The sequence below is a fragment of the Oerskovia sp. NPDC056781 genome (assembly GCF_042789955.1).
Classification (GTDB): Bacteria; Actinomycetota; Actinomycetes; order Actinomycetales; family Cellulomonadaceae; genus Oerskovia; species Oerskovia rustica.
On record NZ_JBHUAD010000026.1, the window covers coordinates 22385 to 28964 of the forward strand.

Annotated in this window: 7 protein-coding genes; 2 read left to right on the plus strand and 5 right to left on the minus strand. The window is 73.2% G+C overall.

The genetic code is table 11. The features are described from left to right. Positions 1–58 precede the first annotated feature (58 nt). Together ACFRCR_RS04260 and ACFRCR_RS04265 are read left to right on the plus strand one after the other, a co-directional pair. Complete coding sequence (locus ACFRCR_RS04260; RefSeq protein ID WP_377675765.1) at positions 59–730, plus strand: DsbA family protein; 672 nt, start codon at positions 59–61, stop codon at positions 728–730. 217 nt (positions 731–947) lie between these two features. Next, positions 948–1106 (plus strand): hypothetical protein, encoded by a 159-nt coding sequence (locus tag ACFRCR_RS04265; RefSeq protein ID WP_191798250.1) that lies wholly within the window; start codon positions 948–950, stop codon positions 1104–1106. Between the two features lie 83 nt (positions 1107–1189). Here ACFRCR_RS04265 and ACFRCR_RS04270 read toward each other — a convergent pair whose 3' ends face one another. The 5 genes from ACFRCR_RS04270 to ACFRCR_RS04290 form a co-directional block, all read right to left on the minus strand. Beyond that, positions 1190–2095 carry an ABC transporter ATP-binding protein gene (locus ACFRCR_RS04270; RefSeq protein ID WP_377675767.1) on the minus strand — a complete coding sequence of 302 codons (906 nt, stop codon included), beginning with the start codon at positions 2093–2095 and terminating at the stop codon, positions 1190–1192. Between the two features lie 2 nt (positions 2096–2097). Next, positions 2098–3177, minus strand: coding sequence for a FecCD family ABC transporter permease (locus tag ACFRCR_RS04275; RefSeq protein ID WP_377675768.1), 1080 nt, complete (start codon positions 3175–3177; stop codon positions 2098–2100). Beyond that, a complete protein-coding gene (locus tag ACFRCR_RS04280; RefSeq protein WP_377675770.1) occupies positions 3174–4232 on the minus strand; it encodes a FecCD family ABC transporter permease in 1059 nt (352 codons plus the stop codon). Before ACFRCR_RS04280 ends, ACFRCR_RS04275 begins: the two co-directional genes overlap by 4 nt. Before the next feature lie 13 nt (positions 4233–4245). Next, complete coding sequence (locus ACFRCR_RS04285; protein ID WP_377675772.1) at positions 4246–5304, minus strand: iron-siderophore ABC transporter substrate-binding protein; 1059 nt, start codon at positions 5302–5304, stop codon at positions 4246–4248. 220 nt (positions 5305–5524) lie between these two features. Beyond that, complete coding sequence (locus ACFRCR_RS04290) at positions 5525–6493, minus strand: DNA-3-methyladenine glycosylase family protein (RefSeq protein ID WP_377675773.1); 969 nt, start codon at positions 6491–6493, stop codon at positions 5525–5527. Positions 6494–6580: the final 87 nt, after the last annotated feature.

A 6580-nucleotide genomic window follows, 5' to 3' on the forward strand; every position in this document is an offset into this window, starting at 1 on the left:
GGCAGCATCACACCTCCCGCAGGGAATCGCGGGAGCGGCGCGGCGGTTGAGAACGGGCATGAGCGAAAAGGTGAAGGTCGACATCTGGTCCGACGTGGCGTGCCCCTGGTGCTACGTGGGCAAGCGCCGCTTCGAGACGGCACTGGCCGGCTTCGCGGGCCGCGACGACGCCCCCGAGGTGGAGATCGAGTACCACTCGTTCGAGCTCGCACCGGACACCCCCGTCGACTTCGAGGGGACCGAGGTCGACTTCCTGGCCAAGCACAAGGGCATGCCCAAGGGGCAGGTCGAGCAGATGCTCGGGCAGATGACGACGGTCGCCGCGGCCGAGGGGCTCGCGTACGACTTCGACGCGCTCCAGCACACCAAGACCCTCAAGGCGCACGAGCTGCTGCACCTCGCGAAGTCGCGCGGCAAGCAGGTCGAGATGAAGGAGCGACTCCTCAAGGCGTACTTCGAGCAGGGGCGCCACGTCGGCCGGATCGACGAGCTCGTCGCCCTCGCGACCGAGGTCGGCCTCGACGCCGACGAGGTCCGCGCGGCCCTCGAGAGCGGTGAGTTCGCGGACGACGTCGAGCAGGACATCGCGCAGGCGCGCGCCTACGGCATCAGCGGTGTCCCGTTCTTCGTGTTCAACGGCAAGTACGGGGTCTCGGGTGCACAGGACCCGGCGGTCTTCACGCAGGTCCTCGACCAGGTCGTCGCGGACGCCGCGGAGTCCGTGGCCTGACACCCCGGCTCGTCGCGGTCCCGGGCCGCCTCCACCTACCACGTGGAATGCGACCGAGATCACAGCAGGAGCGGTAGCGAATGCGACCGAGTATCAGCCAGACTGTCGGAAACCCGCAGCGTCGCTGGTCCCGATGGCCCCGCAGGCGTCCGCCCGTCGAGACGGCCGACCATCCCACCATCCACGAGCACCGCAGCACGTGACATCAGGAGATCCCATGACTGACACCCAGGAAAACCTCTTCCACTCGATCGCGAACCCGCGCCGTACGACGCTCGTGACGGTCTCGGCCGCCGAGGCCGCCGCGCCGTTCACGATGGTCGGCAGCGACGACGCCGCGGTGTGCGTCGACGGGGTGTGCGCTCTCCCCGAGTGACCCTCCCGTGCGCTCGAGCACGGGGTTGAGGCCCGTCTGGCGCTCGGAACGGCCCCAACCCCGTGCTGGGCGGCGCGAGCGACTCAGCCCCGGTGGTGGCGGCCCATCGGTACGAGCGTCGGCGTCCCCGTGATCGGGTCGGGCACGACGAGCGAGTCCAGGCCGAACACCTCGCGCACCATCTGTGCGTCCACGACGTCGCCCGGCGCTCCTTCGGCGTGGACCCGGCCGTCGCGCATCGCGACGAGGCGGTCGGAGTAGCGGCACGCCATGTCGAGGTCGTGCAGCACCATGACGACCGTGGTCCCGCGCGACTCGTTGAGGTCCACGAGCAGGTCGAGCACGTCGATCTGGTGCGCGATGTCGAGGAACGTCGTCGGCTCGTCGAGCAGCAGCAGATCGGTGCGCTGCGCGAGCGCCATCGCGATCCACACGCGCTGCCGCTGCCCGCCCGACAGCTCGTCCACGGACCGCTCGGCCAGGTCGAGCGTCCCGGTCGAGGCGAGCGCGTCGGCCACGGCCTCGTCGTCGTCCGCGGTCCAGCGCCGGAACCAGCCCTGGTGGGGGTAGCGGCCGCGGCCCACGAGGTCCGCGACGGTGATGCCGTCGGGGGCCACGGGGCTCTGCGGCAGCAGGCCGAGCGTGGTCGCGACCTGCTTGGTGGGCATCGAGCGGATGTCCTCGCCGTCGAGCAGGACGGCGCCGCCCACGGGCTTGAGCAGGCGAGCGAGGCCGCGCAGCAGCGTCGACTTGCCGCAGCCGTTCGAGCCGACGATCGACGTGATCTTCCCGGCCGCGACCGTCAGGCTCAGGTCGTGGACGACGCGGCGCTCGTCGTACGCGAGCGACACGTGGTCGGCGGCGAGCGTGTGCGTCCCGGCGGTCCGTGCGCCGGCGGCCCGGGCGCGCGCGGTCCGCCCGTCGGCAGGATGCCCGACGGCGGCGCTCGCCTCGCGCGCGTTCCCGGAGTTCTCGGGGTGGTCGGTCATTCTCAGCCTCCGCGTCCGGAACGGTTGGTGCGCACGAGCAGCCACAGCAGGTAGGGGGCGCCGACGATGCCCGTGACGACGCCGACGGGCAGCGTCACGTCGGGGATCGCGAACTGTGCGACGAGGTCGGAGCCGAGCACGAGCAGGGCACCCACGAGCGCTGCGGGCACGAGCGCGAGCCGGCCGTCGCCCAGCGTGCGGCGGGCGATGGGGGCCGCGACGAGCGCGACGAACGCGACGGGGCCCACGACCGCGACGGCCGATCCCGCGAGCCCCACGGCGACGAGGATCAGCAGGAGCCGGGAGCGCTCGACACGGATGCCGAGGGCGGCCGCGGCGTCGTCGCCCAGCTCGAGCGAGCGGAGCCGCGGCGCCAGGTAGGCCGTGAGCGGCACGAGCACCGCGAAGCAGGCCAGCAGCGGGTTCAGCGTCGACCAGTCGGAGCGTGCGAGCGAGCCCGTGATCCACACGAGCGCGGCCTGCGCGTCGCGCACGTCGCTCGTCGTGAGGACCCACGAGACCACGCTCATGCACAGGGCCGCGACGCCGATGCCGATCAGGACGAGCCGGTACCCCGCGACGCCGCCGCGCCACGCGAGCAGGTAGATCGCGACGGCCGCGACGAGCGACCCGGCGAGCACCAGGCCCGTGAGCGCGAGCCCGCTGATCCCCAGCACCACGACGCCCAGGACGCCCGCGGCGCTCGCGCTCTGCGTGATCCCGATGATGTCGGGGCTCGCGAGCGGGTTGCGCACGATCGACTGGAACAGTGCCCCCGACAGGCCCAGCGCGGCACCCACGACCAGGGCCGTCAGGAGACGGGGGAGGCGCAGCTCGACGATCACGAACTGCGTGAGGACGTCCGCACGGCCCAGGACCGTGTCGAGGATGCCGGACAACGGCACGGACGCGTCGCCGAGCGTCATCCCGACCGCGGCGAGCACCACGAGCGCGACCGACAGGCCCGTGACCAGGCGCACCTCGCGCACCCGCCCGCGGTGACGCGAGGACTGGGCGACGTCGACGCCCCGGGGAGCGACGCCGTCGGGCAGGCCGTGCGGGACGGTGGTCGGGCCGCTCACAGCGACACCGTCTTCCCGCGCCGCACGAGCGCGATGAACAGGGGCGCACCCACGACGGCCGTGACCACCCCCACCTGGAGCTCGCCCGGGCGTGCCACCACGCGGCCGATCACGTCGCACCCGATGAGCAGCACGGGCGCCGCGACGGCGGCGTACGGCAGCACCCACCGGTAGTCCAGCCCGACGACGTAGCGCGCCACGTGCGGGACGACGAGCCCCACGAAGGCCACGGGTCCGACCGCCGCGGTCGCGGCCCCGCACAGCAGCACGATCGCGATGCCCGCGACGACGCGCGTGCGGGTCACGTCCTGCCCGAGTCCGCGTGCGACGTCGTCGCCCAGGGCCAGGCCGTTGAGCGAGCGCGCGAGCGCGAGCGCCAGGACCAGGCCCACGGTGACGAACGGCAGCACCTGCCACACGACCGTCGAGCCGCGCGCCGCGAGCGAACCGACCTGCCAGAAGCGCATGAGGTCGAGCGTGGCGCGGTCGACCAGGAGGACCGCCGTGACGACCGACGTCAGGGCCGCCGTGACGGCCGCACCGGCGAGGGCGAGCTTGACCGGGGTCGCGCCCTCGCGCCCCACGCTCGCGACCCCGTAGACGATCGCGGCAGCGACAGCGGCTCCGATGAACGCGAACCACACGTAGCCGCCGACCTGCGAGACCCCGAGGAACGAGATCGCGCCGACCACGAAGAGCGACGCGCCCGCGCTGATGCCGAGCAGACCCGGGTCGGCGAGTGGGTTGCGCGTCAGGCCCTGCATGAGGGTGCCCGCGGCGCCGAGCGCGGCCCCCGCGACCAGACCCACGAGCGTGCGGGGCACGCGCTTCTCGATCACCACGAGGTGGTCGGGGTTGGTCGGGTCGTAGCTCGTGAGGGCGTCCACGACGACGCTCAGCGGCAGGGCGTTGGCCCCGACCGCGAGGCTCAGCGCGCACACCGCGGCCAGAGCAACGACCAGGACCACGAGCCCCGCAGCGAGACGCCGAGCACGGGCCGGGCGACGAGAGGTCGCCCGGCCCGTGCCGGCGTCGGTGCTGTGGGTCGTGCTCATGAGTGGTGTGAGACTACGACACCTTCTCGGCGGCGGCTGCGAGCTGCGGCACGTACTGGTCGAGCATCCACGGGATCGACAGGGCCGTGGGGGCGCTCGACGCCATGACGAACGACTCGCCCACGATCGGGGCGAAGCGGCCCTCGGCGATCGTGGGCATCGCGGCGATGACCGGGTCGGCCACGAACGTGTCGACGTCGGCCTGCGTCGCGAAGTACATGACGAGGACGTCGGTCTCGATCTTGGAGACGTTCTCGTAGCTCAGCGGGTACCAGAAGGTCCCGGACGACGGGTCGGCGTCGAGCTCTGCGACGCTCGGCGAGAGCGTCATGCCGAGGTCCTCGACGACCTGCACGCGCGGGTCCCCGGCGCGGTAGACGTTGAGCTGGTCGGCCGTGTTGGCGGCCGCGTAGAAGAAGGACTTGTCCTTGATGACCGGGTAGGCGTCCGACTGCGCGGCGATGCCGGCGTTCGTCTCCTCGAGCAGGGCGTCGGCCTCGTCCTCGAGCCCCAGCGCCTTGCCGACGATGTCGAGCTGGTCCTGCCACGACAGGGACCACGGCTCGTCGGGGTACGCGACGACCGGGGCGATCTTGGAGAGCTTGTCGAACTCCTCCTGCGTGATGCCCGAGTAGGGGGCCAGGATGACGTCGGGCTTGGCGGCCACGACCTCCTCGAACGGCACCTCGCTCGTGTCGCCGCCCGAGAGCAGCGTCGGCGTCTCGGCTCCCATCTCGTCGAGCTTCTCGGCGACCCAGGGGAGCACGCCGTCGGCGTTGCCGCCGTACTTGTAGGCGGGCATCGCGACCGGCACGACGTCGAGCGCGAGGACCGCGTCCTGCGTCGACCAGCCCCACGTCACGACGCGCTCGGGCTTCTCCTCGATGACGGCCTCGCCGAGCGCGCTGTCGATCGTCACGGGGAAGGCGCCTTCGGCTGCGGCGCTGCCGCCCGCGGGCGACGAGGCGTCGTCGGTGGACCCGCCGGAGCAGGCGCCCAGGGCGAACGCGGTGGCGACGGTCGCGGCGACCAGCGCTGCGGGTCGGAGCCGTCGAGAGACGGTGCGGGACATGATGCTCCTCGGTCGGTGCTGCACGGGGGTGGTGGTGCTAGAGGTAAGGCTAACCTCATGACCTGGGAGCGACCGCGGGGGTCGGTGCCGCGGGCCAGTGGGATGGTTCACAACACGCTGTCATCTCCCGGCCGGGACTGCGGGGTCGAGAACGAGGTTGAGGGCGTTCTGACGGCCTGAGCGACCTCGACCCCTTGCTCGACCGCGCGGAACCGCGTGCTCAGTTGCCCCGGTGGTCCTGGATCGACAGTCTCGGACCCCGCCGCGGCGCGAGTCCCCGGCCCGACACCTCGAGCAGCCGCACGACCCGGTACCGGTGCGGCGCGTAGGGCGCGAGCAGCGCCAGCATCCCGGCATCGTCCGTCCGTTCGCCGGTCAGTGCCCATCCGACGGCCTTGGCCAGGTGGAAGTCCCCGACCGACACCGCGTCCGCGTCCCCGAGCGCCCGCTGCGCGACCTCCGCGGCCGTCCACACCCCGACCCCCGGCACGAGCTGCAAGCGCGCCTGCGCCGCGGTCGGGGCCATCGCGGCGCACTCCTCGAGCCGACGGGCGACGCGCGCGCACTCGACGACGGTCCGCGCCCGCCGCGGGTCGACGCCCGCGCGGTGCCAGTCCCACGTGGGGATCGTGGCCCACGTCCGGGCGTCGGGGACCACGCGCATTCCCTCGGGCGCGGGCCCCGGTGCAGGCGTTCCGTACCGCGCGAGCAGCCAGCGCCACGCGTGGTGCGCCGTCACGGTCTGCACCTTCTGCTCCAGGACCGCGGGCACCAGGGCCTCAAGCACCCGCCCGGTGCAGGGGACACGCAGCCCGGGGTGCCTGCGGTGCGCATCCGCGAGGCGGGCCGGGGGCTCGAAGGAGGCTGCGTCGTCGGGCTCGCCGAGGAGCGAGGGGAGCGACGCGGCGAGCTCGCCCGCCCCGGGCCCCCATGCCTGCCCGACGACGTCACGCGCCCCCGCCTGCACCAGGCGGTAGGTCACGGGTCCGGTCGGGAAGAGGCTCGTGCGCCACGTCCCGGCGTGCGGGCCGCCCGGCACGACGCGGAACGTGGGGTCGTGGGGGCCGCGCGCGAGCTTCGCGAGCGTCGAGCGCAGGTCGAGGGGGCGCTCGGAGCGCAGGGCGAGGGGGAGCGGGTCGCCCGGTCCGGACCGGGCGGGCGCCGGTGCAGAGAGGGGGGACGCGGTCATCGCCCCAGTGTCGCACCGCCACCTGAGCCCAGGGTCCCGCGCGCGGTCGCCGAGAACGGGATCGAGGTCGCCACCCACACGGTGGCC